Below are 24,609 nucleotides of genomic sequence, written 5' to 3'. Positions count from 1 at the left end.
GTCGACCTCAGGTCGGCCCGGCCCGGTCGTTCGTCTTTGGGCCACCCCGAGCGGGTCGGCCGAGTCAGCGGGGCCGGTGGGTCAGCGGGGCGGGTTCTGGCGGCGGGTGGGCCGGAACCAGGTCCAGACGCACCAGGCCAACCAGGTCAGCGAGACCACCGCTGCCAGGCTGCGCAGACGCAGCGCGCTGAGCAGCAGCACCAGCCCGAGCACGGCCAGCCACGGCAACAGACCCCTCATCAGGTCCTCCCGGGTGTGCCGTGGACACCGGGCACCGGCGTCTGGTCGGACTCGACGAGCGTGGACGGTCGTACCGCCGGCCGGTTCTGGGTCGGCACCGGCGCTCGCGGCGGTTCCGGCGGGACGGCGCCCGGATGCCCGGGGACGGCGGGCCGTGGCCACGGTACGCCGAGCGGCGCGCTCACCGGGCCGTCCGGCCGGTCGGCGTGCGGCAGCAGGCCGAGCCGGGGCCAGAGTGCGGCGGTGAGCACCCGTTCCTCGGCCAGCCGGTGCCGGGCCCGCCGGTGCCGTTCACCGAGCACGGCGGCCAGGTAGACCGCCGCCGGCAGTCCGCCCGGTGGCGGCGGGGTGATCACCGTGGCGACCTCCCGCCACAGCCGCGACGCCAGGTCGTCGGAGGCCGCACCGGTGAACCGGTGGGCCCGGGCCAGGTACTGCCGGGTGGCCAGCGCCAGCTTCGGATCGAGCCGGCTCAGGTCCAGGGTGTACGTCCACTCCCGCAACGCCGGCACGGTGGCCGGGACCGGACGCCAGGACGTCGCGGTGCGGGTGTGCACGACCAGGGTGCCCGCCACCAGGTCACCGAGACGCCGCCCCCGGGTGTCGCTGAGCATCACCGTGACCCCGGCCACCCAGGACAGCAGCGGCAGCACCAGACCGGGCCACTCGACGGCCACCCCGACCAGCGCCCGGGCCAACGACTGGCGCAGCCCGACCGGGGCGCCGTCGACGCTCACCACCCGCAACCCCACCGCCGCCTTGCCGGGGGTCCGGCCGTGGTGGAGCTGCTCGAACAGCACCGGGTAGCCCACCAGCAGCAGCACCACCCCGATGGTGAGCAGCGCCCGTTCGGTGGCCGCGTCGATCGCGCCGTGCGGCAGGGCGGCCAGACCCAATCCGACGATCGCGGCCAGCAGCAGGCCGAACAGCAGTTGGATCAGCACGTCGAGCAGCAGCGCGAGCACCCGCGAGCCGATCCGGGCGGCCCGTACGTCCAGCTCCACCGCCTCACCGCTGACCAGCTCGGCGTCGCCCCAGGCCGGGGCGTTCCACGGTCGCGATGCTGCTGTGCTCACCCGCACAGTGAACACTATGATCGCGCGGACGGGGGTGGACGGTGGATCTCGACGCGTACGTCGCCGAGCACGGCGGGGAGTGGCGCCGGCTGGACCAGCTCTCCGGCCGCCGACGACTGACCGTCGACGAGGTCGACGAACTGGTCGCGCTCTACCAGCGGGCCACCACCCAGCTCTCCATGCTGCGCAGTCGCTCGCCCGATCCGGCCCTGGTCGGTCAGCTCTCCCAGGTGGTGCTCCGGGCGCGGGCGCGCCTCACCGACCGGCCGCGTCCCTCGTGGGCGATCGTCCGGCGGTTCGTGCTGGTGGACTTCCCCGGTGCGGTCTGGCGCGCGGCACCCTGGTGGTGCGCGGTGGCGACCGCCTTCACGCTGCTCACCTTCACCCTGATCGGGTTCGTGGCGGACAATCCGGAGACGGCGGCGGCGTTCGTCGGCGAGGCGGAGGCCGCCCACCTGGTCGAGTCCGGCTTCGCCGGCTACTACACCGAGTTCTCCGCGCCGACCTTCGCCTTCCACCTCTGGACGCACAACGCCTGGCTGGCCGCCAAGTGCCTGGCGGCGGGTGTGCTGGTCGTCCCGGTGGTGTATCTGCTGTGGCAGAACGTGGTGAACATCGGCGTGGTCGGCGGTGTGATGGTCGGGTACGGCCGGGGGGACGTCTTCTTCGGCCTGATCACCCCGCACGGGCTGCTGGAACTGACCGGGGTGTTCGTGGCCGCCGGAGTCGGGTTGCGTCTCGGGTGGGCGTGGATCGCGCCGCCGGAGCAGCTCACCCGGGGACAGGCGGTGGCCCGGGCGGGTCGCGACGGCGTCGTGGTCGCCCTCGGCCTGGTGGTGGTCTTCGCGATCTCGGCGCTGATCGAAGCCTTCGTCACCCCCGCCCCGGTGCCGACGGCTCTGCGTATCGCCGTCGGCGCCACCGCCTGGCTCGCCTTCCTCACGTACGTCTTCGTGCTCGGCTCCCGGACCAGGGGCGCCGCTGGCGATTCTCCTGCCGTGCAGCACTGAGGCGGGTGCCGGGCGGATCAGAGTTGGCCGGTGAACTTGAGCCGCAGGTAGGCGTCGGTCAGCGCGGCGGCGAGCTGTGGCGCGGGAGCGTCGATGACGGTGACGTCGTGGCCGGTCAGGGCGGCCGTGAGTCGGTCACGTTCGGCGAGCGTGCGCCAGGCGGCGGCGGCCGTGTAGGCGTCCTCGACCTGCCGGGGCGGCCCGGTGGTGAGCGTGGCGAGCACCGGGTCCTGGGCTGCTGCCACCACCACCCGGTGCCGGGCGGCCAGCCGGGGCAGCACCGGCAGCAGACCCTCGCCGAGGGCGCCGGGCTCCAGCGCGGTGAGCAGGACGACCAGGCTGCGTGGACGGTGCCGGCGCAGCAGCTCGCCCGCGATCAGACGGAAGTCGGTCTCCACCAGGGCGGGTTGCAGCGGCGCCAGCGCGTGCGCCAGTCGGCTCCACTGCGCCGGTCGTTCGGCGCCGCTGACCGACGCCCGGGGCACGGCGTCGGCGGCGAACACGTCGACCCGGTCACCGGCCCGGGTGGCCAGTGCGGTGAGCAGCAGCGCCGCCTCGATCGAGGTGTCCAGCCGAGGCTCGTCCCCGAGGCGCACCGCCGACGTCCGTCCGGTGTCCAGCACGCAGACCACCCGTCGGTCCCGCTCGGGGCGCCAGGTCCGGACCAGCACCTCGCCCCGGCGGGCGGTGGCCCGCCAGTCGACGGACCGCACGTCGTCGCCGGGCACGTACTCGCGCAGCGTGTCGAACTCGGTGCCCGCGCCGCGTCCCCGGCCGACCTGGCGGCCGTCGATGACCCGCAGCCGGGCCAGCTTCTCGGGCAGGTGCCGCCGCGAGTCGAAGCGGGGCAGCACCCGCAGGGTCCACGGCGGTGTCACCGGTCGACCGCTCCACTGCCGGAACGCCAGCCCGAGCGGCCCGAGCGAGCGGACCGTGAGCGTCACGGCGGGCCGGTCACCCCGGCGGGTCGGGGTCAGCCGGCTGGGCAGCGCCACCACCGTGCCGGGGGCGACCTGCACCACCCGGTTCGACGGCACGTCGGGCCGGGCCCCGGCCGACGGCACCCAGGCGTCGCGGACCTGGGCGCGCAGCGGCCGACCGGAGGGATTGCCCAGGTGCAGGACGACGGTGGCGGTCCCGCCGAGTCGGACGGACCGTTCGCCCTCCCGCGAGGCGGTGAGCGACCGTAGCGGCGCGGCGAGCGCGAGATCCACGACGAGCAGCAGCAGGACCGCACCGACCATCACCGCCACCCCGACGAAGGGAGCCGGCCACAGCGGCAGGGTCAGCGCGCCCACCGCGAGCAGCGCCGCCGCCCGCCAGGTCATCGCGGGGTCGGCACGGTGGCCAGCACCGTGTCCAGTACGGCGTCGACCGCGACACCCTCCAGTTCCGCCTCGGGGCGCAGCCGGAGCCGGTGCCGCAGGGTGGGCCGGGCCATCGCCTTGACGTCGTCGGGCACCACGTGGTCGCGGCCGCTGAGCCAGGCCCACGCCTTGGCGGCGCCGAGCAGACCGGTGGCGCCACGGGGCGAGGCGCCCAGTTCCAGCGCGGGTACGGCCCGGGTGGCCCGGCACAGGTCGACGATGTACCCGAGCAGCGGCTCGGCGACGTGCACCCGGCTCACCGCCGCGCGGGCCGTGGCGAGGTCGGCGGCACCGGCCACCGGGCCCACCCCGACGCCGGCTAGGTCGCCCGGGTCGAAGCCGGCGTGGTGGGCGCGGAGCACCCCCAACTCCTCGTCCCGGTTGGGTAGCGGCACGGTCAGCTTGAGCAGGAAACGGTCCAGCTGGGCTTCCGGCAGCGGATAGGTGCCCTCGTACTCCACCGGGTTCTGGGTGGCGACGACGATGAACGGGTCGGGTAGGCCACGGCGCTCGCCCTCGACGGTGACCTGCCGTTCCTCCATCACTTCGAGCAGCGCGGACTGGGTCTTCGGCGGGGTCCGGTTGATCTCGTCGGCGAGCAGCAGGTTGGTGAAGACCGGTCCTTCGCGGAAGGTGAACGCCGCGGTCCGCGAGTCGAAGACCATCGAGCCGGTGACGTCTCCGGGCATCAGGTCCGGGGTGAACTGCACCCGCCGGGCCGTGAGGTCCAACGCGGCGGCCAGCGTACGCACCAGCAGCGTCTTGGCCACCCCCGGTACGCCCTCCAGCAGGACGTGGCCCCGGCAGAGCAGCGCGACGACGAGGCCGGCGACGACGGCGTCCTGCCCGACGACCGCCTTGGCCACCTCGGCGCGCAACCGGTGCAGCGCGGCCCGGGCGGGGTCGGCGGCGAGCGGGTCGGCGGTGGTGGCGGGTCGGGTCACCGGGGGTCTCCTTCGGATCGGGGCTGCGGTACGGGGGGTGACGGTCGAGGCCGGGCCGGATCGGCGTCGTCGGTGCGGGCCGCCCGGTCCAGGCCGGTGGCCAGGTCCAGCAGGTCCTGGTCGGTGGTGGGCGGCGGACCGTGCAGCAGGCGGTCGACGATCTCCCGGGGAGCGCCGGTACGGGCCGACACGGCGGCGGCCACGCCCTCGTGCCGGGTGTCGGCGGGCAGGTGCAACCGGCGGGCCAACCGGGTCCGGGCGGCGGCCCGCAGCGTCTCGGCGGCGCTCTCGTGAGCCTGCGCCCGCTGGTAGAGGCGGGCTCGTCCGCGCACCGTCTCGGCGGCGGGGACGGTCACCGGCAACGGCTCCGGCGTCGGCGGTCCGAGTCGCCGGGCTCGCCAGACACCGACGAGCAGGGCGGCCAGGAGCAGTTGCAGCAGCAGCGCCCAGAACCAGGGCGGGAAGGCGGACCAGAGCGGGTTGGTCGAGTCGTCCTGGCCGGAGCGGCCCGGTCCGGAGGCGTCCCGCCCGGACCGGTCACCGGAGGCGTTCCCCTCGCCGTCGGCGGTGCCCACGTCCGCGTCGCCCTCGGGCTCGCCGTACCCGGAGTCGGTCGGGTCCGGTGGCGGGGAGGCCGGGCCCGGCGGCGGCTCGGGCGGTGGTGGCGCGGGACCGTCCAGGTCGAGCCAGACCACCCGGCCGGTGCCGGCGAGCAGGCCGGTGGCGAAGGCGTGGTTGTCCCACTCGTCGATGCGGCTGTTGCGGAACGGGTCGCTGGCACCCACCACCAGGCTCTCGCTGGGGCCCGGCAACCGGGCCAGGCCGGCGGAGAAGCAGAGCTCGACGGGTTCCACGGCCCCGGTGGGCGCGTACCGCGCCCGGGTGACGGCGGCGGTGCCGACGCCGGCCATCGCGGCCAGCGGGCAGGGCCGCCCGTCGTGGTGCGGGGCGACCGCCCGCGCCGCCCACCGCCGGGCGGCGGGCCGGATCGGCAGCCCGGCGGCGTCCAGCACCCGCCGGGGCGGGTCGACCAGCACCAGGCGGGTGCCGGCGGGCAGCAGGCCGAGGTCGTCGACGGTACGCGGGTGCAGCAGCTCGGGTGCCGGGACGAACAGGGTGGCCGGCGTGCCCCGGGTGGCCCGTAGTGCCTGCACGGTCTCGGTCTCCCGCTGCACCACCACGCCGTTGCGGGTCAGGCTGGCCGCGAGCCGGCTGCCGCCGTCGTCCGCGGTGGACACCGGCGAGAGGAAGCCCGGGTCGGTCTGGTCGGGCTGGTCGAACTCGCGACTGACCAGGGTGACGGTGAACAGCAGCGCGGCGAGGACGACCGGGATCACCACCCGGTGCCGGCGACGGGTGGCCCGGGGCGTCACCACGTGACCTCCGTCGACTCGTCGGTGGCGAGTACGTGGCGCAGCCGGTCGGCGTGCTCGCGCATCCGGTGGTCGTGGTCGACGGTGGCGCCGCGTTGGGCGTACCAGAGTTCGGAGAAGATGTCCGCCGCGGCGGCGAGCGGCGGGCCGACGGGCGGGCGGTTGGCGCTGGCGGCGGTGACGACCTCGCCGACGGTCATGCCCGGCCGGATCCAGACCACGCGCCGGTCGGTGAGGTCGTGGAGCATGGCCCGCAGTCGTTCCCGGACGGCCTCGGCGTAGCGGCCGTCGGCGGAGAGCCGGTCGGCCAGGTCGGACGCGGCCACCGGCGACACGGCCGAGGGCGGCACGTCGACGACGGTGGGCGCGGGTGCCGCACTCACGGTCTCGACGCGCTCCGGCCGGTTGCGGGTACGGCGACGCAGTCGGGGAATCCGCCGGGGCACCCAGCGCGGGAAGGTGTACCAGCCGGCCGCGACCAGGGCCGTGACCAGCGCCAGCGCCAGTGCGGCCAGCGGCAGCGGGACAAGGTCGCCGAGTGCCGCCGTGGTCTCGGTCCACCATCGGCTCGGGTTCATCCGCGCACCGCCAGGGCTGCCGGTGCCGCGTCGGCCGGTACCCGGGACAGGTGGATGTCCAGCCCCTCGGTGCGGATCCGGGTCTCCAGGTGGAGGACGGCGTCCAGACACGCCAGTGCGGCGTACGCGACGGTGTTGACCGCGGCCCAGAGCAGGGTCGCGGCGACGACCAGGGCGCCCTCACCCTCGATCAGGCCGAGGGAGGAGAGCCCGAGGAACATGCCCCAGCCGAGACCGACCCGGAGGATCCACCAGACCAGGTAGCCGAGGGTCCGCAGGGCGGCGGCGCGACCCTCGATCCGCAGGGCGAGCGAGGCGGAGCGGGTGAGGGCACGCGGTGGCGTGACCCGGTCGAGCACGAGGGCGGGGGCCACCGCGCCGAGCAGGGCCCATCCGACGAACCACGCCGGGCCGAGCAGGGCCAGGAACAGCATCGCGGCGCCCACCAGCAGGGCGAGCAGCAGGGTCGCGCCCCACCGGCCACCGGTCGGGCGTACCAGGTGCCGGGCGGTGCGGCGGTGACCGAGCAGCGCGCCGCCGGCGGCCCGGGCGGCCGGGTTGCCGAGCAGCACGACGATCATCGCCTCGGTCGCCGCGCCGAGCGCGAGCAGCAGCCAGAACCCGCCGAGATTGTTGAGGTTCGGCAGCCACCACAGTGGTGGGCCGACACCGAGGGCGGTACGCAGGGGCAGCAGGAGGAACTGCTCGCCGACGGCGAGTACGGCGGCGAGGGGGAGCAGCGTCGGGGCGTGGTGGCGTAGCAGGAGCACGGCGGAGTCGAGGAGTTCACCGACGGTGAGCGGGCGGCCGGGGAGCACGGCGATGGGGCCTGCTTCGGGCACGCGTACTCCTGGGAGGCGTGGATGGTGGCGCGCGGCGGCGCACCCGGGGATCATGTTGACACGCGCGGTCCGCCCGGGTGCAGGCCCGGCCCGGGGTGGCTCGCGCGAGCGGTGCAACCGGCCGGTGCTGGGCACTGCGTGTACTCCGGCAGTAGCGTGCCGGGTGACGCCGAGTCCACCGAACTGACGGGATGGAAACATTAACCCCATGAGAGCCCGGGTACTGGTGGTCGACGACGATCCTGCGCTCGCCGAGATGCTCGGCATCGTGCTGCGAAGTGAAGGCTTCATGCCGTCCTTCGTGGCGGACGGGGAACGGGCATTGGCCGCGTTCCGCGACAACCGGCCCGATATCGTCCTGCTCGACCTCATGTTGCCCGGAATGAGCGGAATCGACGTGGCGCGGGCCATCCGGGCCGAATCCGGCGTACCGATCGTCATGCTCACCGCCAAGAGCGACACGGTCGACGTCGTGCTCGGCCTGGAGTCCGGGGCGGACGACTACGTGGTGAAGCCGTTCAAGCCCAAGGAGCTGGTCGCCCGGATGCGGGCGCGGCTGCGGCGGGGCGAGGACGCGGCGCCGGAGATGCTCACCATCGGTCCGCCCGGTAACCAGATCTCCATCGACGTGCCGGCGCACACCGTCAGCCGCAACGACGAGGAGGTGAAGCTGACGCCGCTGGAGTTCGACCTGCTGGTCGCGCTCGCCCGCAAGCCGCGCCAGGTCTTCACCCGCGAGGTGCTGCTGGAGCAGGTGTGGGGATACCGGCACGCGGCGGACACCAGGTTGGTGAACGTGCACGTGCAGCGGCTGCGTGCCAAGATCGAACCGGATCCGGAGCGCCCGGAAATCATCCTCACCGTGCGCGGCGTGGGTTACAAGGCGGGTACCGGATAGCCTGGTCGCACTGTGACCAACTCCCCGCTACCGGATCTTGACACGACGTCCCACCGGCGAGGTGCCGCGTGGGAGTTGTGGCGTGGGCTCAGCGGCCGGGCGGCCCGGCTCGTCGCCGGGCTGCACCAGACCTGGCGGCGCTCGTTGCAGGTCCGGGTGGTGACCATCACCCTGGTGGTCTCCAGCCTGCTGGTGGGCGGGTTCGCGTTCCTCATCGCCGACAAGATCACCAACATCCTGCTGGACAACGCCAAGACCGACGTCCAGCTCCGGCTGACGAACGGCGCCGAGTACGCGGCCAAGCAGTTCAGTCTCTACGGTCAGCCGCAGGAGGCCCAGCTCCAGGAGACCATCGACGGCACGGTCAACTACCTGGCCGGCGGTGACCCCCAGCAGAACAGCGGCGTCGTGGTGGCCCTCACCGCGGACAGCTACCCCGGGGTGATCGAGCCCCGCACGTCGCCGTCGGTGAACGTCCGGCCGCTGATCAGCCCCGAGCTGCGGGCCGCGGTCACCGATGGCAACGTGGCCAACCAGATCGTCACCGGGCGGCTCACCAGCGACGACAACACGAAGTACCTGGTCTACGGCACGCCGGTGCCGACCCAGTTCGGCCAGGTGGAGCTCTACTACTTCGTGCCGCTGACGGTGCAGGACGTGACGTCCGGTCAGGCCCGGGCCACCGTGGTCGCCACCGGGGTCGCCCTGGTGCTGCTGCTCGGCGTGCTCGCCGCGCTGGTGACCCGGCTCGTGGTGCTGCCGGTGCGGGTCGCCGCCCGGACCGCCCAGCGGCTCTCCGCCGGCCTGCTCGACCAGCGGATGGCGGTCAACGGCGAGGACGACCTGGCCCTGCTCGCCGCCTCGTTCAACCAGATGGCCACCAACCTGCAACGACAGATCCTGCGGCTGGAGGAGATGTCCCGGCTGCAACGCCGGTTCACCTCGGACGTCTCGCACGAGCTGCGGACGCCGCTGACCACGGTCCGGATGGCCGCCGACCTGATCTTCGCCGAGCGCGACGAGTTCGATCCGGCGGTGGCCCGCAGCGCCGAGCTGCTCCAGGCCGAGCTGGACCGGTTCGAGGAGCTGCTGACCGACCTGCTGGAGATCAGCCGGTTCGACGCCGGTTTCGCGGTGCTCGACTCCGAGCCGACCGACCTGGTGCCGGTGGTGCACCGGGTGGTGGACCGGCTCTCCGGGCTGGCCGAGCGGGTCGGGGTGACGATCGAGTTGGACGTGCCGTCCGCCCCGGTGATCGCCGAGATCGACCCGCGCCGGGTCGAGCGGGTGCTGCGCAACCTGGTCGGCAACGCCGTGGAGCACGGTGAGGGCCGGCCGGTGCGGATCACGCTGGGGATGGACGAGACCGCCGTGGCGCTCACCGTCCGGGACCACGGCGTCGGGCTCAAGCCCGGCGAGGAGAAGCTGGTGTTCAACCGGTTCTGGCGGGCCGACCCGTCGCGGGCCCGGCAGACCGGTGGCACCGGGCTGGGGCTGTCGATCAGCCTGGAGGACGCCCGGCTGCACGGCGGCTGGCTGGAGGCGTGGGGCGCACCCGGGCAGGGTGCCCAGTTCCGGCTCACCCTGCCGGCGCGGGCCGGTGACCGGTTGACCACCTCGCCGCTGCGCCTGGTGCCGGCCGACGCGACGCTGCCGTTCGGCGGTGCCCCCGCCGGAAGCCTGCTGGCCATCGGCCCGGGGCCGGCCGGTGGGCTCACCGTCACACCGGCGGCCGGTGGCGGCGCCACCCCGACCGTGCCCGAGCAGCGCGCGGAGGTGGGGTCGTGAGGCGTCGGGTCAGCGGTGCCGTGTTCGGCGTCGTCCTGGCGCTGGCCCTCACCGCGGGTTGCGGCATCCCGGATCACTCCGAGGTGCAGGTCGAGCAGCGTGGGCCGGCGGCCGAGGCGAGCTGGTCGTTGGGACGGGGCAGCGAGCCGCCGACCCGGACGGCCAGCGGGAGCGACGCCGAGGCGTTCGTCCGCAACTTCCTGGCCGCCGCCGCGGGCGAGCCGGACCGGGCGTACGAGCGGGTCAAGCAGTTCATCGCGGCGGCCGACAAGCCCAGCCTGCAGGAGCGGCAGGGCAGCGAGGTGGCCCTGTCGGTGGTCCGCCTGACCGACGATCCGGTGATCGAGCCGGACGTCGACAGCATGAAGGTCACCATCACCGTGCAGCAGGTCGGCCTGCTGCGGGCCAACGGCATGCTGGTGCCGCCGTTGGCCACCGAGTCGACCTACGAGTTCCGGCTGATCAGCGCCGGTCCGGCAGGCCAGGACGACGCCGGCTTCTATGTCAGCGACCCGCCCAACGTGCTGCTGCTCAGCGACGAGGCCCTGCGCCGCTACTACCAGGCCCAGTCCATCTACTTCTGGAACTCCGACCGCACCCGGCTCGTGCCCGACCAGCGGTACCTCTCCTCGGTGGTGCCCGCCGAACGCCGGGTCAGCGAGGTGGTCCGCTGGTTGACCGCAGGGCCTTCGGAGTGGCTGCGGGCCGGCGCCTCCGGCCTGCCCGACCGCACCGAGATGATCAACAATGCCACCGGCGCGGACGGCCGGTGGGAGGTCAACCTGGACATGCCCGGTGCCGACGAGGGGCGTCTGGAGCAGCTCGCCACCCAACTGGCCTGGTCCCTGCCGGAGCTGGACGGCACCGTCGAGATCAAGATCCTGAACCAGTCCCGCAAGGTCGTCGACCTGGGTGGACAGCGGTCGTCGAACCCGCTCTACACGCTCGACGGCACCGCCCGGTACTGCGTCTACGACGGAGCGATCCACGGGCTGGCCGTCACCAGCGAGGCGAACCGGCCGGTCCCGGTGGCCGCCGAGTCGAACCGCGACATCGTCTCCGCCGGGCTGCGGCGGGCCGGCCCCGACGTGCTGGCCGCCCTGGTGGTGACCGGCGCGGACGGCCGACAGCGACTCAGCGTCGGGCGGGGCCGGGACGTGGTGGAGAACTTCGTGACCGAACCGGCCCGTGGCCACGCCGCGATCAGCCGTCCGGTGTGGCTCCGCAGCGACCACGGCCGCCCGTACGGGCTGGTGGTCGCCGACAACCGGCTGTACCGCTTCGACGACCAGGCGGCGCTGCGGCCGGTGCAACTGGGCCTGCCGGGTCAGGTCGGCGGGGTCGCGGCGGCGCTGGACGGGCACCGGGTCGCCCTGATCGTCGACGGTGCGCTGCACGTGGCGGCGATCAGCTGGGAGGGCGGCGTGCCCACGGTCGGCCCGACGCGGCGTCTGGTCACCTCGTTGACCCGGCCGACGGCGGTCGACTGGGGCGCGGAGAACCGGCTGCTGGTGGCCGGTTCGGCGGGGCGACCGGCGATCTACGAGGTCAGCGTGGACGGCGCCCTGGAGACCCCGCTGCGGGAGGACGCCGGAGCCGAGGTGAGTCACGTGGCCGCGTATCCGACGATGCCGCTCTCCCCGTACGCGGGCTCGTTCATGTACGAGGCCAACGGCGTCGCGTACCGCAGCAACCCGTTCGAGCGGATCGTGCGGGACCAGGTCCAGGACGTCACCCCGCCGCCCGCCGGGGTGCGCCCGGGCAACCCCACCGCGCCCTTCTTCCTCTACTAGGGTCTCACCCGTGCTGGCCGGGCTCTGGGCGGACCTGACCGATCTGGTGCTGCCCGCCGACTGCGCCGGATGTCGGGAACGCCGGTCGGGACTGCGGCACGGCGTGTGTCCCGACTGCGTCGCCACGCTCGGCGCGCTGCGTCCCGGGCCGGTGCGGCCGGTCCCCGCCCCACCCGGGCTGCCGCCCTGTCACGCCCTGGGCCCGTACGGCGGGCCGCTGCGGGAGATCCTGCTGGCGTACAAGGACCACGGCCGCCACGGCCTGGCCCGCCCACTCGGCGCCCTGCTCGCCGAGGTCGTGGCCGCGGCGGTCGGCCCGGTCTGCCCGGTGCTGCTGGTGCCGGTGCCGGACACCCCGGCGGCGGCCCGGGCCCGGTACGGCGACCACCTCGGCCGGTTGACCCGCCACTGTGCCCACCGGCTCCGCGCGGCGGGCTGGCCGGTGCGGGTCGGTCGGGCGCTGCGCGCCATGCCGCGTCCGGACTCGGTCACGCTGGACAGCGCCGGTCGGGCCGAGGCCGCGGCGGCGGCGTTCCGGATGCGCCCCGGCCTCGGGGCGGTGCCGGACGGGACGCGGGTGGTGCTGCTCGACGACATCGTCACCACCGGGGCCACCCTGGCGGCGATCAGCCGGGTGCTGACCGCGCACGGATGGTCGCCCTCGGTGGCGACAGTGCTCGCGGCGACCGCGCGAAGGCGCCAACCGTAACCGATTGTGTTTCCGTTTCACCCCTTCGTGTATGAGCTGTGGAAATCACCCGGTGGTCTTGGCGACGGGGGGTGACGGCCGGGCGAACAGGAGTTAGCGTTTGCCTGTCGGGGGTAGGAAGGCGATTCCACCCACCCCCGGCGGTGAGAGGAGGCGTAGCCGTATTGACCGGTCGACGCCGACTGGGGTCGTCCCCGCCACGCGCGACCGGGTTTCTCGGATCGAAGACCATCCGATCGAGGGAGGTCACGTGGACATCGTGGTCAAGGGCCGTAACGTCGAAGTGCCGGATCACTACCGGGTACATGTCGCAGACAAACTCGCGAAGATCGAACGCTACGACCACAAACTTATTCGTGTCGATGTGGAGCTGTTCCACGAGCGCAATCCGCGCCAGGCCGATCACTGCCAGCGGGTGGAGATCACCTGCTACTCCCGGGGCCCGGTAATCCGGGCGGAGGCCTGCACCGACGACTTCTACAGTGCGCTCGACGCGGCCATCGCCAAGCTCGACGCCCGGCTGCGTCGTGCGGCCGACCGGCGTCGCGTACACCGTGGGCGGCACACACCGATCTCGGTCGCCGCCGCCACCGCCGGCCTGCCGGTGACCGACCTGCCCGCGCTCGCCGCGCCTGCGGAGTCCGGCACCGCCACCGCCGTGGCCGAGCGGCCGGAGGAGGAACACGAGGCGGAACAGCCCTGGCACATCGCCCGGGAGAAGGTCCACCCCGCCGAGCCGATGACCGTCGACGACGCCCTCTTCCAGATGGAACTGGTCGGCCACGACTTCTACCTGTTCCAGGACAAGGAGTCCGGCCGGCCGAGTGTGGTCTACCGACGGCACGCCTACGACTACGGCATCATCTCGCTGGACATCTGAGCGGCCCGCCGCCCCCGGATCGGGAGCGCCCGATCCGGGGGCGGCGCGCAGGTCCGGGGGCGGCGCGACCGGCCCTCCCGAGCGGTCAGTCCGCCGGGTCGGTGCGGAGCAGCCCGTACACCGTGGAGTCGGCCCGGGTGCCCTCCGAGGCGGGCAGCCGCCCGCGCAGCAGACCCTCGCGCCGGAAGCCGGCCTTCTGCAGGACCCGCTGTGAGGCGAGGTTCTCCGGAAGCGTGCCCGCCCAGAGCCGGGCCAGCCCGACGCGGTCGAACCCCCACCGGGTGAGCAGCCGGACGGCCCGGGTGGCGTACCCGCGCCCGTACCACTCCGGCAGCAGGCTGTAACCGATCATGGCCTGGCTCGCGGGTGCCTCGTGGATCAGCGAGCAGCCGCCGACGAACGCGTCGCTGGCGGCGTCCCGCAGGACCACGGCGGCGGACCGGCCGACCAGCCACTGACTCTGTGCCCCGGCGCACCGGCGGTCGACGTCGTCCCGCGTGGGCCGCTCGGGCGGCACCATGCTGGCCACCACCTCCGGCGCGGAGTGCAGTCGGTACATGTCGTCCGCGTCGTCGGGACCGAGCGGGCGCAGCACGACCACCCCGTCGGTGAGCCGGCCGTCGGGCAGGTCCGGCAGCGGACGCGGGGACGGTCCGGGCGGGTCGTCGGCGAGGCGTACCCAGACGGTCAGGTCCCGGCGGCCACCGCCGCGCACCGGACCGCCGCTGCGGCGTACCCCCTCGGGTTGGAAGCCGGCGGCCAGCGCGACCCGCTGGCTGGCCGTGTTCTCGACGTGGGTGACCAGCTCCAGCCGGGCGGTTCCGGTGGCGAAGGCCCGCTGCGCCAGGGCCCGGGTGGCGGCGGTGGCGACACCCCGGCCGCGCGCCCACGGCGCCACCCAGTAGCCGATCTCGGCCTGGGCGCGCTGCGGCACCGCATGACTCAGCCCGACCGTGCCGAGCAGCCGGTCGTCGCCGGGGTCCGCGACGGCGTACGCGGCGCCTCCGGCGGCGAAGGCGGCCGGGGCGCCCTCGGCCACCCACCAGCGGCCGTCGGCCTCGGTGTACGGACGGGGCAGCCCGTCGAGGTAGCGCTGGACCAGCGGGTCGGCGCACCCCGCGACGATGTCGGGGACGTCGTCCGGTCGGAACGGGCGCAGCCGGACGTCCGCCGTCTCGATGCTTGCCGGCGTCATGCCAGGTCCTCCGCGATCAGGCCGCCGACCCAGGCGTCGACCCGGGTGCCGCGATGGGCGAGGGCCCGTCGGGCGGTGCCCTCGACGGCGAAACCGACCTTCTCGGCGACCCGTCGCGAGGCGACGTTGCCGACGGTGGCCCGCCACTCCACGCGGGCCAGGCCGAGCACGGCGAAGCCCCAGGCGCAGAGCGCGGCCAGCGCCGCGGTCTGGTGACCCCGGCCACGGGCGTGCGGCGCGGTCATGAAGCCGACGTCGGCCAGCAGCGGATCGGTGGGGGAGAGCCGCAGGTCGATCGTGCCGACGTAGCGGTCCTGCCGGTCGGCGATCGCGTAGCCGGCGGCGGTGCCCCCGGCCCACGCCTGACGGCAGTACTCCAGGAACGACTCGGCGTCCCGCCGCCGGTAGTCCGTCGGGAGACTGGTCCAGCGCCGGGTCTCCGGATCGCGGCAGGTGGCCTCGATCGCGTCGAGGTCGTCCTCCTCCATGGCCCGCAGCCGCAGCTCGTGGTCGCCGCTGGTGGCGAAGAGGACGGGCGGTGGCCGGCCGAAGACCGCCGCCCGTCGGGCCGGCAGGGTGCCCGGCCCGGCCGGACCCACCTCACCCGGCGCCGGGATCTCGTCGGGCGAGAGCGAGCCGATCCAGCCCTCCGGTCGGCCCCCGGGTGCCGGATCGGCCAGCCGCAGCCGACCGTCGATGCGGAAACCGGCCCGTAGCGCGACCAACCGGGAGGCGTGGTTGCCCAGTTCCGCCTGCCAGATCAGGCGGCGCAGGGGCACCGCGTCGAAGGCCCAGCGGGCCACCGCCCGGGTGGCGCGTACCGCCACGCCGCGTCGGCGGGCCCAGGGGGCGGTCCAGTAGCCGACCTCGCCCGTACCACGGTCGATCGAGACGAGACCGCAGGAGCCGAGCAGTGTGCCGGTGATGGCGTCGCAGACCGCGAAGGGTGCTCCGGTGCCGGCCGTCCAGGCCGCCGGGGCGATCTCGGCGACGAACCGCTGGGCGTCCACCGGTCGGTACGGGCGGGGTACGGTGGTCCAGCGCTGAATGTCCGGATCCTGGCAGGCGCGGTGGACGTCGGCGGCGTCCTCGGGTTGCCACGGGCGCAGCAGTACTCCGTCCTCGGCGATCTCCACGGGCTCCATCCGAGACATCGTGCCGGATCGTTCGCCCACGGCGTAACCGGATGACCGAGGGTCGGGCGGTCCGTCGGTGCGTTATGTCGGTTTCACGGCGGCCGACCACCGCCACCAGTGACCATCGGCCCGTGGGAACGCCTACGATGGTTCGAGACTGTCTAGGGGAGCGTTGATCCGTGTCGATTCTGGAAAAGGTCCTCCGCGCGGGCGAGGGGCGCATGGTGCGTCGCCTCAAGGCGATCGCCGCCGCCGTCAACTCGATCGAGGACGACTACGTCAACCTCACCGACGAAGAGCTGAGCGGCATGACCGAGCAGTTCAGGGAGCGCCTCGCGGAGGGGCAGACCCTGGACGACCTGCTGCCCGAGGCCTTCGCGGTCTGCCGGGAGGCGGCGGCGCGCGTGCTCGGCCAGCGGCCGTACGACGTGCAGGTGATGGGTGGTGCCGCGCTGCACTTCGGCAACATCGCCGAGATGAAGACCGGTGAGGGCAAGACCCTGACCTCGGTGATGCCGGTCTATCTCAACGCGCTGTCCGGCGAGGGCGTGCACGTGGTCACGGTGAACGACTACCTGGCCCAGCGTGACGCCGCCTGGATGGGCCGGGTGCACGAGTTCCTCGGCCTCAGCGTCGGCGTGGTGCTGCCGAACCGTCCGGCCGCCGAGCACCGTGCGGCCTACGAGTGCGACATCACCTACGGCACGAACAACGAGTTCGGCTTCGACTACCTGCGCGACAACATGGCGTGGTCGAGGGACGAGCTGGTCCAGCGCGGCCACAACTTCGCCGTGGTCGACGAGGTCGACTCGATCCTCATCGACGAGGCCCGGACCCCGCTGATCATCTCCGGCCCGGCCGAGCACTCCGCCCGCTGGTACGGCGAGTTCGCCGCCGTGGTGGCCCGCCTGCAGGCCGGCAAGGACGGCGAGGGCGACTACGAGGTCGACTTCTCCAAGCGCACCATCGCGGTCACCGAGCGCGGTGTGGCCAAGGTCGAAGACCGGCTCGGCATCGACAACCTCTACGAGTCGGTGAACACCCCGCTGGTCGGCTACCTGAACAACGCCATCAAGGCCAAGGAGCTCTACAAGCGCGACAAGGACTACATCGTCAGCGACGGCGAGGTCCTGATCGTCGACGAGTTCACCGGCCGCATCCTGCACGGTCGTCGTTACAACGAGGGCATGCACCAGGCGATCGAGGCCAAGGAGGGGGTGGAGATCAAGCAGGAGAACCAGACCCTGGCCACCATCACCCTCCAGAACTACTTCCGCCTCTACGACAAGCTCTCCGGCATGACCGGTACGGCCCAGACCGAGGCGGGCGAGTTCAACAAGGTCTACAAGGTCGGCGTGGTGACCATCCCGACGCACCGGCCGATGGTCCGGGACGACCGCGCGGACGTCATCTACAAGACCGAGCAGGCCAAGTTCAACGCGGTCATCGAGGACATCGCCGAGCGGCACCAGGCCGGTCAGCCGGTGCTGGTCGGCACCGTCTCGGTGGAGAACTCCGAGATCCTGTCCCAGCTGCTGCGCCGCCGGGGCATCCCGCACTCGGTGCTGAACGCGAAGTTCCACGCCCGCGAGGCGGAGATCGTCGCCCAGGCCGGTCGCAAGGGCGCGGTCACGGTCGCCACCAACATGGCCGGTCGAGGCACCGACATCCTGCTCGGCGGCAACCCCGAGTTCCTCGCCGCGAGCGAGCTGCGTCAGCGCGGCCTCGACCCGCAGGAGAACGCCGAGGAGTACGACAAGGCGCTCGAAGAGGTCATGCCGAAGTGGAAGCAGGCCTGTGACGCCGAGGCCGAGGAGGTCGCCACGGCCGGCGGGCTCTACGTGCTCGGCACCGAGCGACACGAGTCCCGGCGGATCGACAACCAGTTGCGTGGTCGCTCCGGCCGGCAGGGCGACCCGGGTGAGTCGCGGTTCTACCTGTCCCTCCAGGACGACCTGATGAAGCGGTTCCGCTCCGGTGCGGTCGAGGCGGTGATGGAGCGCTTCAACATCCCGGAGGACGTGCCCATCGAGTCGAAGATGGTCACCCGCCAGATCAAGGGCGCGCAGGCGCAGATCGAGGGCCAGAACGCCGAGATCCGTAAGAACGTCCTCAAGTACGACGAGGTCATGAACAAGCAGCGCCAGGTGATCTACGCCGAGCGGCTGCGCGTGCTCAACGGTGAGGACCTCTCCGACCAGGTCCGCAACATGATCAACAACGTGGTCGAGGAGTACGTGCGGGGGGCCACCTCCGACGGGTACGCCGAGGACTGGGACCTGGAGCAGCTCTGGACCAACCTCAAGCAGCTCTACCCGGTCGGCATCACCATCGAGGACGTCGAGGAGGAGGCCGGCGGCTCGCGCGCCAGCATCGACGCCGACTTCCTGGTCGCGCAGTTCAAGGACGACGCGAACGCCGCCTACGACCGGCGTGAGGAGCAGCTCGGCGCCGAGGGCACCCGGCAGCTCGAACGGATGGTGCTGCTCCAGGTCATCGACCGCAAGTGGCGTGAGCACCTCTACGAGATGGACTACCTCCAGGAGGGCATCTCGCTGCGCGCCTACGCCCAGCGCGACCCGGTGGTGGAGTACCAGCGCGAGGGCTTCGCGATGTTCACCACCATGATGGAAGGCATCAAGGAGGAGACGGTCGGCTTCCTCTACAACCTGGACGTCCAGGTCAACGAGCCGGAGCCGGAGGCCGAGGAGGTCCAGCTGCTGGACAAGCCGGTGGAGGTGCGGGCCAAGGGCCTGGGTCGGGCACCGCAGCAGCAGGGCCTGCAGTATTCCGCGCCGACCATCGACGGGGAAGCCGGGTCCGGTGCGGTCGCCGTGCAACGCGACGACCAGCGTGCCCCCGCCCTCGGCATCGGTGGCTCGGAACCGGCGGCACCGGGTCGGACGGCTCCCTCGGCACCACAGCGCGTGTCCACCGGTCGCGGCGCGGGCGTGGCCGGCAGCACGGCCCGCCAGTCGGCGCCCACCGGGCAGGTGAGTGCCAGCAACGGGCCGTCCCGTAACGCGCCGTGCCCCTGCGGCTCGGGTCGCAAGTACAAGCGCTGCCACGGCGCCCCCGGTGGCGGCTCGGCGGACTGACGCCGCACCCGGCGGGCCTATCGGCCCCGCCGCGACGGTTCTCGACGGAGCCGTGGTCCTGGTGACCACGGCTCCGTCGCGTCCGCGCCGGGGACCCTGCGCGCCGGGGACGGCCTCGGGCGGCCCCGGGGGCGCTCAGAGGACGCGGAGGTCGGTGCAGAGCCAGGTGCCGCGTCGGTGTTCCAGGCGGAGCGCCATCGCCCAGGTGCGGCCGGCGGCCCCGGTGAGCACCACGGCGACCTCGATGGCGGCCGGACGCGGCTCGCAGACACGCAGTCGACGCAGCCGGAGACCGGGGCGGGTGGACCGGCGGCGGGCCGTGGCCGGGGCGCCTCGGGCGGCGGCCCTGGCCAACTCGGGCAGCAGGTGGGCGGTGCGGGCCGGGTCGAGGTGGCGCCGCAACTGCACCGGCGGCCGGAAGCCGTTGAACACCTCCAGGCAGGTCGCCACGAAACGGTGCGCCACCCGGGTGGCCGCCGGAGTGGCCGTGACCAGGGCGTCGGGCGGCAGTCGTCGGGACCGGTCAGCCCCCGGCCCGGACGGTGCCGGGCGGGTGTGCGGCCCGGCCTCGTCGACCAGGGGAATCGCGCCGAGGACCGGACGTCGGGTGGGCGGCCGGTCGGGCTCACGCCGGACGGGCCACGGCCCGGCCCCGGCGAAGAGGTCGAGGGCGAGCTGGCCGTGCACCGGGACGGGCCAGCCGGTGGCGTCCTCGTCCAGGAACGGCGGGTCGAACGCGGGGGCGGGTCGCAGCCGCACGGGAGGGCGGGGCGGCCCGGGTCGCCGGAGGTCGGTCATCGCACTGCGCCTCGCCTCGGGATGTCAGCGGTGGATGTCAGCGGTCTTTGGTTGCGTTTGCCTTCGTTTGCCTTCGACAGCTTCCATCTTCGGCCATGGATCAGGGTCGGTCAATGGCGCGGCGGGATCGGGTGGCTACTCCGGGTCGCGATCGGCGAGCGGATTGCCCCGGACCCACTCGGCGGTCTCCGCGTACTTGTGCTGGATGTACTCCTCCAGCCGGGCACGCTCCACCCGCCACTGGCCCCGACCGCCGATCTTGATCGCGGGTAGCTCGCCGCTGCGTACCATGTGGTAGACCTGCGAGTCCGACACGTTCAGCTCGGTGGCCACGTCGGACAGGAGCAGGAACCTCGGCTCCACGGAGACTCCCCGGGTTGGCGTCGTTTGCCTCAGTTTGCCATTGTCTACCTGGTCCAGCCCAGCCACTGCGCCGCGCGTCGGCCGACGACCCGGACACGCCCGACCGGCGCGGAACTTCCACCGGAGCGGGTACGGGTGTATGACGGTCTGGGCGTACGGCGAGACCGGCGGAGGCCGGTTCACGAGAGCGGGGAGACCACCGGTGACCGACGAGCTAGTGCGGGTCTACGTGCCGGCGACCGTACCGATGCTGGCCAGGCTCTCCGAGGACGGCCTCGGGGTGGCGCAGGCGCATGCGGTGACGCCGATGTTGCGCGAGTGGTACGCCGAGGGCGACGAGGAGGAGTTGGAGTACGTCGCCTTCACCCGGGCCGCCCAGGACGCCCTGCAACTGATCCGGCACGACCCCGCCGCCCCGCGTCGCCGGGTCGTGGTCTCGGTGGATCTGCCCGCGCGGGCGGTCGGGCGGGGCGACGGCGAGCTCGGGTCGAGCGTGGTCGAGCTGGGTGGCGCGGTGCCGGCCGCCGCGGTGGCGGCCATCCACGTGGACGGCGCGGACGCCGCCACGGACGTGGCCGCCGCCGCGCAGGTGGTGGCGGAGGCGTTGGCCGGCGACCCGGACGCGCAGTTCACCGTCGACAGCGCCGAGGACCACGAACTTGAGTGGTACGACCCGAGCGAGTTGGAAGTGCTCTTGCGCGCGGCCTCCGAGAAGAGCTGAGTCAGCGGGGATCTCGGCGACCGGCGGTGCTCGCACCATCGGCGGCGGTGGCCTCGGTGCCGCTCTCCGGCTCGTCGTCGGGGGCCGGGCCGAGCGTGCGGCCGAACGCGACCAGCGCGGTCAGCGCGCCGACGAACAGCACCCAGATGCCGTTGTCCACCCGGGAGGTGCCCAGCGAGGTCTGCGCCACCGCGTCCGCCTCGCTGAGCGCGGCGGCCAGGTCGATCAGCGAGCGGCCGCCGATGCGGATGATCACCTCGGCGAGCAGTAGCAGAAGCCCCGGACCGGCCCCGGCGACGAGGTACGCCGGCCAGCGCGGCCCGGTGACCGCCCGGTCGAGCCGAGTGGCCCGCCGCCGGGCCCAGGCGAGATAGCCGAAGGCCAGGGCGCCGGCGATCAGCCCGGCGAGCAGCGATTCCGTACGGGACACCCAGGCGGCGGCGTCGATCAGCGACTGCTGGCTGTCGCCCGCGCCGAAGAGGTTGAACAGCGGGTCCCGGGCCGGGCTGAAGGCCACCACGAACAGCAGCGTGCCCAGCGTGGCGGAGGCCACCGCGCCGACGACGGCACCGTTGCGCGCACCCGCCAGCGCGCCGCCGATGACCGCTGCGGCGGCCGTGGTGCTCGCGATCGTGCGGGTGGTGCTGTTGCCGACGTAGGTCAGGTCGATCACGAGAGCGGCGGCGAGCCCAACCAGCAGGCCGGCGCCGACCGCCACCGCGAACCGCAGGGTCGCCCGGTCCCGGTGGCGGGTCACCGGCTCGCCGGCCGCCAGCCCGACCGCGGCACCGGCGACCAGGGCGGCCGAGATCACCCCGGGCAGCGCGAACGCCGACAGGCTGACCGCGGTGACCCCGGCGGTGGCCGAACTGATCGCCTCCCGGGTGGACCAGAGCATCGCGGCCAGCCAGCCCATCGCCAGCAGCGCCAGCACCGGGGCACCCGGCGCGCGCAGCGGCCGTCCGGCGGGAGTGCCGGTGGCCGCCGGGTCGCCGGTCTCGGCCCGATCGGGCTGCGCAGCGGTCGAACCGCCGGGCTGGTCGCTCATCGTCTTCCCTTCACCGCCGGGCCCGACGACCTGGCCCGGGTACGTCACCGGCAACCCAGCGTACGCGTCCCGCCCGATGACCGGCCCGAAGCCCGAGCGCCGCCCACGCCGCCTGTCTTTCTTCGGCCGTACGCCCCATTGGGGCACGAATCCACGCCGGAGAAGGAGAAGTGCCTCCTGATCGACGGTCGTCGGGCGGTCGGGGTGTGATCGACAGAGGCTGGACGTGGGAGTATTGGCCCATGTCCCGCCACCGTGGGACGGTTTCGTCACCGCGTCCCGCCATCGCGGGACGGGTTCGCCATCGCCGTCGAGATCGCCAGGAGCCCTGATGGACGCCGTGTTCTCCGTACCCGAGCCACACAACGAGCCGGTACGCGCCTACGAGCCGGGCAGCACCGACCGGGAACGGCTCCAACGGCGGCTGACCGAACTCGCCGCCGAGCGTATCGACCTGCCGATGACCATCGCCGGCACCCAGCGGATGGCCGGCGGCGACCCGATCGACGTGGTCCAGCCGCACCGGCACGCGCACGTGCTCGGGGTGACCGGGCACGCCACCCGGGACGACGCGCGGGCCGCCGTCGCGGCGGCCAAGGAGGCCGCCCCCGGCTGGCGGGCCCTGCCCTTCGAGGAGCGCGCGGCGATCTTCCTGCGCGCCGCCGAACTGCTCGCCGGTCCGTGGCGCGACACCCTCAACGCGGCCACCATGCTCGGCCAGTCGAAGACCGCCGTGCAGGCCGAGATCGACGCCGCCTGCGAGTTCATCGACTTCCTGCGGTTCAACGTGCACTTCGCCCGCAAGCTCCTCGCCGAGCAGCCGATGTCCTCGCCCGGGGTGTGGAACCGGTTCGACCACCGGCCGCTGGAGGGCTTCGTCTACGCGGTCACCCCGTTTAACTTCACCGCGATCGCCGGCAACCTGCCCTCGGCACCGGCCCTGCTCGGCAACACCGTGGTCTGGAAGCCAGGCCCGACGCAGCAGTTCGCGGCGCACTTCACCATGCGGCTGTTCGAGGCGGCCGGGCTACCGCCCGGCGTGATCAACATGGTCACCGGTCGGGGCGAGGAGGTCTCCGACGTGGTGCTGGCCGACCCCGACCTGGCCGGCATCCACTTCACCGGCTCCACGAAGGTGTTCCAGCACCTGTGGCGCACGGTCGGGGAGAACATCGCCGGCTACCGTGGCTACCCGAGGCTGGTCGGCGAGACCGGCGGCAAGGACTTCGTCGTGGCGCACCCCAGCGCCGACGTCGACGCCCTGCACACCGCGCTGATCCGGGGCGCCTTCGAGTACCAGGGCCAGAAGTGCTCGGCCGCCTCCCGCGCGTACGTGCCGCGGTCGGTCTGGGACGGCGGCCTGCGCGACCGGCTGGCCGCCACCGCGGACGGGCTCGCCTACGGCGACGTCACCGACTTCCGCAACTTCGGCGGCGCGGTCATCGACGACAAGGCGTTCGCCCGGCACACCGCCGCGCTGGACCTGATCTCCGGCGACGACAGTTGTCGGGTCATCGCGGGCGGCACCGCCGACGACTCGGTCGGCTGGTTCGTCCGTCCGACGATCTTCGAGTGCGGCGATCCCGCCCACGAGACCTTCACCACCGAGTACTTCGGCCCGATCCTCGGCGTGCACGTCTTCGACGACACCCGCTTCGACGACGTGGTCACCCAGGCCGAGTCGATCGCCCCGTACGCCCTGACCGGGTCGATCTTCGCCACCGACCGCCGGGTGGTCGAGGCGGTGGCCGAGCGGATGCGGTACGCGGCCGGCAACTTCTATGTCAACGACAAGCCGACCGGCGCGGTGGTCGGGCAGCAGCCCTTCGGCGGCGCCCGGGCCAGCGGCACCAACGACAAGGCCGGCTCCTGGCACAACCTGGTCCGCTGGACGTCGCCCCGGACGATCAAGGAGACCTTCGTGCCGCCCACCGACCACACCTACCCCCACATGGGCTGAGAGGTAGCGCGACGTAACCGGATGTAAGGAGGGGTCCCCTGCTAACGCCTCGTGTATAGCAGGGGACCCCTCCTTACATCCGGGCCTCGGCGTCGGGGTGGGTGCCGGGGGTGTGGGTGGCCGGAACGGTGCAGGTGGGGCGGCTGCGGGGCACCGTCGTGCGCCGACAGTGCACATAGGAAACCCCAATGGGTGGCGAAACGGTGAAATCCTGGACGCCGGCTCAGCAAAGTGGCAGCGTAAGCGGCATGGCGGAATCCGGAGTCAACCCCACGGCGGCGGCCCTACTCGGGCTGCTCCACGAGGGACCCATGACAGGTGGCCAGTTGATGGCCGCCGCCGAGCGCCGACTGGCGCCGTACTGGTCGATGACCCGCAGCCAGGTCTACCGGGAGTTGCCGGTGCTGGCCGAGCGGGGCTTCGTCCGGCTGGGCAAACCCGGGCCGCGGATGAGTCAACCGTACGCGATCACGGCCGCCGGCAAGCGGACATTCTCCCGCTGGCTCGCGGAGGACCCCGGGCGGGACACCATCCGCAACCCGATCGCCCTGCGTATCGCCTTCGGGCAGTTGCACTCGTCGAGCCAGCTCAAGAACCTCCAGGTGGCGGCCAACGAGTACCACACCGAGGCCCTGGCCCGGGTCCGTGAGCAGGTCAAGAGCGCCAAGAAGGAAGGCGACAACTTCGACGCCAGCGCGTTGGAGTTCGCCGTGGCCTACCACAAGGCCGCCCTGACCTGGCTCAAGAGCGCCCCCGTCGGCTGACGACCCGCCCGGGCAGGGGGTATTTGGC

Annotated in this window: 22 protein-coding genes; 10 read left to right on the top strand and 12 right to left on the bottom strand. The window is 73.2% G+C overall.

Going from position 1 to position 24,609, the window contains the following annotated elements; translation table 11 throughout:
* Positions 1-81 precede the first annotated feature (81 nt).
* Both ACFYTT_RS06530 and ACFYTT_RS06525 read right to left on the bottom strand, forming a co-directional pair.
* Entirely contained in the window at positions 82-240 is a 159-nt protein-coding gene (locus ACFYTT_RS06530) for a hypothetical protein (protein ID WP_387257992.1), read from the bottom strand.
* Entirely contained in the window at positions 240-1,316 is a 1,077-nt protein-coding gene (locus ACFYTT_RS06525; RefSeq protein ID WP_387257991.1) for an RDD family protein, read from the bottom strand. Before ACFYTT_RS06525 ends, ACFYTT_RS06530 begins: the two co-directional genes overlap by 1 nt.
* Before the next feature lie 41 nt (positions 1,317-1,357).
* Between ACFYTT_RS06525 and ACFYTT_RS06520 the strand changes: the two genes are divergently transcribed.
* Positions 1,358-2,326 (top strand): stage II sporulation protein M, encoded by a 969-nt coding sequence (locus tag ACFYTT_RS06520; RefSeq protein WP_176092725.1) that lies wholly within the window; start codon positions 1,358-1,360, stop codon positions 2,324-2,326.
* Positions 2,327-2,343: 17 nt separating this feature from the next.
* Here the strand turns inward: ACFYTT_RS06520 and ACFYTT_RS06515 are convergent, their stop codons facing one another.
* The 5 genes from ACFYTT_RS06515 to ACFYTT_RS06495 are packed head-to-tail and all read right to left on the bottom strand — an operon-like array spanning position 2,344 to position 7,430.
* Positions 2,344-3,654: a DUF58 domain-containing protein gene (locus ACFYTT_RS06515; protein WP_176092726.1), complete on the bottom strand. Its 1,311-nt coding sequence runs from the start codon at positions 3,652-3,654 to the stop codon at positions 2,344-2,346.
* Complete coding sequence (locus tag ACFYTT_RS06510; protein ID WP_176092727.1) at positions 3,651-4,637, bottom strand: MoxR family ATPase; 987 nt, start codon at positions 4,635-4,637, stop codon at positions 3,651-3,653. Before ACFYTT_RS06510 ends, ACFYTT_RS06515 begins: the two co-directional genes overlap by 4 nt.
* Complete coding sequence (locus tag ACFYTT_RS06505) at positions 4,634-6,013, bottom strand: DUF4350 domain-containing protein (protein ID WP_387257990.1); 1,380 nt, start codon at positions 6,011-6,013, stop codon at positions 4,634-4,636. The genes ACFYTT_RS06510 and ACFYTT_RS06505 overlap by 4 nt, the downstream gene beginning before the upstream one ends.
* On the bottom strand, positions 6,007-6,588 hold the full coding sequence (locus ACFYTT_RS06500; RefSeq protein WP_387257989.1) for a DUF4129 domain-containing protein: 582 nt from the start codon (positions 6,586-6,588) through the stop codon (positions 6,007-6,009). The genes ACFYTT_RS06505 and ACFYTT_RS06500 overlap by 7 nt, the downstream gene beginning before the upstream one ends.
* On the bottom strand, positions 6,585-7,430 hold the full coding sequence (locus ACFYTT_RS06495; RefSeq protein ID WP_131055356.1) for a hypothetical protein: 846 nt from the start codon (positions 7,428-7,430) through the stop codon (positions 6,585-6,587). The genes ACFYTT_RS06500 and ACFYTT_RS06495 overlap by 4 nt, the downstream gene beginning before the upstream one ends.
* Before the next feature lie 208 nt (positions 7,431-7,638).
* On the opposite strand from ACFYTT_RS06495, the gene mtrA reads away from it, so the two are divergent.
* From mtrA to hpf, 5 genes are all read left to right on the top strand, one after another.
* Positions 7,639-8,328: an MtrAB system response regulator MtrA gene (gene mtrA, locus ACFYTT_RS06490; RefSeq protein ID WP_131055354.1), complete on the top strand. Its 690-nt coding sequence runs from the start codon at positions 7,639-7,641 to the stop codon at positions 8,326-8,328.
* 12 nt (positions 8,329-8,340) lie between these two features.
* On the top strand, positions 8,341-10,116 hold the full coding sequence (mtrB, locus tag ACFYTT_RS06485) for an MtrAB system histidine kinase MtrB (protein WP_131055352.1): 1,776 nt from the start codon (positions 8,341-8,343) through the stop codon (positions 10,114-10,116).
* Positions 10,113-11,909 (top strand): LpqB family beta-propeller domain-containing protein, encoded by a 1,797-nt coding sequence (locus tag ACFYTT_RS06480; protein ID WP_387257988.1) that lies wholly within the window; start codon positions 10,113-10,115, stop codon positions 11,907-11,909. Before mtrB ends, ACFYTT_RS06480 begins: the two co-directional genes overlap by 4 nt.
* 10 nt (positions 11,910-11,919) lie before the next feature.
* The gene (locus ACFYTT_RS06475; RefSeq protein ID WP_387257987.1) at positions 11,920-12,618 is read left to right on the top strand and encodes a ComF family protein; all 699 of its coding nucleotides are present in this window, start codon (positions 11,920-11,922) and stop codon (positions 12,616-12,618) included.
* Between the two features lie 250 nt (positions 12,619-12,868).
* Positions 12,869-13,498 (top strand): ribosome hibernation-promoting factor, HPF/YfiA family, encoded by a 630-nt coding sequence (gene hpf / locus ACFYTT_RS06470; RefSeq protein ID WP_131057878.1) that lies wholly within the window; start codon positions 12,869-12,871, stop codon positions 13,496-13,498.
* An 85-nt stretch (positions 13,499-13,583) separates the two neighbouring features.
* Here hpf and ACFYTT_RS06465 read toward each other — a convergent pair whose 3' ends face one another.
* Both ACFYTT_RS06465 and ACFYTT_RS06460 read right to left on the bottom strand, forming a co-directional pair.
* On the bottom strand, positions 13,584-14,693 hold the full coding sequence (locus ACFYTT_RS06465; RefSeq protein WP_357216630.1) for a GNAT family N-acetyltransferase: 1,110 nt from the start codon (positions 14,691-14,693) through the stop codon (positions 13,584-13,586).
* Positions 14,690-15,838: a GNAT family N-acetyltransferase gene (locus tag ACFYTT_RS06460; protein ID WP_176092733.1), complete on the bottom strand. Its 1,149-nt coding sequence runs from the start codon at positions 15,836-15,838 to the stop codon at positions 14,690-14,692. Before ACFYTT_RS06460 ends, ACFYTT_RS06465 begins: the two co-directional genes overlap by 4 nt.
* A 170-nt stretch (positions 15,839-16,008) precedes the next feature.
* On the opposite strand from ACFYTT_RS06460, the gene secA reads away from it, so the two are divergent.
* The gene (gene secA / locus ACFYTT_RS06455) at positions 16,009-18,927 is read left to right on the top strand and encodes a preprotein translocase subunit SecA (protein ID WP_131056918.1); all 2,919 of its coding nucleotides are present in this window, start codon (positions 16,009-16,011) and stop codon (positions 18,925-18,927) included.
* 135 nt (positions 18,928-19,062) lie between these two features.
* Here the strand turns inward: secA and ACFYTT_RS06450 are convergent, their stop codons facing one another.
* Positions 19,063-19,725, bottom strand: coding sequence for an Rv3235 family protein (locus tag ACFYTT_RS06450; protein ID WP_387257986.1), 663 nt, complete (start codon positions 19,723-19,725; stop codon positions 19,063-19,065).
* 135 nt (positions 19,726-19,860) lie between these two features.
* Positions 19,861-20,088 (bottom strand): helix-turn-helix domain-containing protein, encoded by a 228-nt coding sequence (locus ACFYTT_RS06445; RefSeq protein ID WP_131057891.1) that lies wholly within the window; start codon positions 20,086-20,088, stop codon positions 19,861-19,863.
* A gap of 202 nt (positions 20,089-20,290) precedes the next feature.
* Between ACFYTT_RS06445 and ACFYTT_RS06440 the strand changes: the two genes are divergently transcribed.
* Positions 20,291-20,809, top strand: a complete 519-nt coding sequence (locus ACFYTT_RS06440) for a DUF6912 family protein (protein WP_387257985.1) — start codon at positions 20,291-20,293, stop codon at positions 20,807-20,809.
* Between the two features lies 1 nt (position 20,810).
* On the opposite strand, the gene ACFYTT_RS06435 is transcribed toward ACFYTT_RS06440, so the two are convergent.
* Positions 20,811-21,857: a hypothetical protein gene (locus ACFYTT_RS06435; RefSeq protein WP_176092736.1), complete on the bottom strand. Its 1,047-nt coding sequence runs from the start codon at positions 21,855-21,857 to the stop codon at positions 20,811-20,813.
* A gap of 331 nt (positions 21,858-22,188) precedes the next feature.
* Here ACFYTT_RS06435 and pruA point away from each other — a divergent pair, with 331 nt between their 5' ends.
* The gene (gene pruA, locus ACFYTT_RS06430; RefSeq protein ID WP_357216615.1) at positions 22,189-23,817 is read left to right on the top strand and encodes an L-glutamate gamma-semialdehyde dehydrogenase; all 1,629 of its coding nucleotides are present in this window, start codon (positions 22,189-22,191) and stop codon (positions 23,815-23,817) included.
* A 248-nt stretch (positions 23,818-24,065) separates the two neighbouring features.
* Positions 24,066-24,581 carry a PadR family transcriptional regulator gene (locus ACFYTT_RS06425; RefSeq protein WP_131054690.1) on the top strand — a complete coding sequence of 172 codons (516 nt, stop codon included), beginning with the start codon at positions 24,066-24,068 and terminating at the stop codon, positions 24,579-24,581.
* The last annotated feature ends 28 nt before the right edge of the window (positions 24,582-24,609 follow it).

Source organism: Micromonospora sp. NPDC003816 (assembly GCF_042874705.1).
GTDB lineage: Bacteria > Actinomycetota > Actinomycetes > Mycobacteriales > Micromonosporaceae > Micromonospora.
The sequence above is the reverse complement of the archived record's forward strand: the minus strand, read 5'-3'. Positions and strand labels throughout refer to the sequence as shown.